Annotated in this window: 1 protein-coding gene; it reads right to left on the bottom strand. The window is 67.6% G+C overall.

Translation table 11 applies throughout. From position 1 onward, the window contains the following. Positions 1-485: ABC transporter ATP-binding protein (locus U4012_RS35665; RefSeq protein WP_321804590.1), on the bottom strand; the 485-nt coding region annotated here is incomplete at both ends.

Here is a 485-nt window from a genome sequence, read left to right as displayed (position 1 = left end):
AGAATCCGGTCGCACATGAACACCGCTTCCTCGATGTTGTGCGTGACGATCAGCACCGACTTGATCGGCATGCGGCCTTGCGTCCACAGGTCGAGCAGGTCGGTACGCAGCGTTTCGGCGGTCAGCACGTCGAGTGCGGAAAACGGCTCGTCCATCAGCAGGATCGTCGGATCGACGACGAGCGCGCGCGCGAAGCCCACGCGCTGGCGCATGCCGCCCGACAGTTCGCGCGGATACGCGTTCTCGAAGCCGTCGAGACCGATCAGGTCGATCGCGGCGAGCGCGCGTTCGCGCCGCTCGCGTGCGCCGACGCCGAGCGCCTCAAGCCCGGCCTCCACGTTCTGCAGCACGGTCAGCCACGGAAACAGCGCGAAGGTCTGGAACACCATCGCGACGCCTTCGGCCGGGCCGCGCAGCGGCTTGCCGAGATAGGTCACGTCACCGCCGGTCGGCTCGATCAGCCCGGCGATGATCCGCAGCAGCGT

The sequence above is a fragment of the Burkholderia sp. BCC1988 genome (genome assembly GCF_905339895.1).
GTDB lineage: Bacteria > Pseudomonadota > Gammaproteobacteria > Burkholderiales > Burkholderiaceae > Burkholderia.
This window is presented reverse-complemented; position numbering and strand designations above follow the sequence as displayed.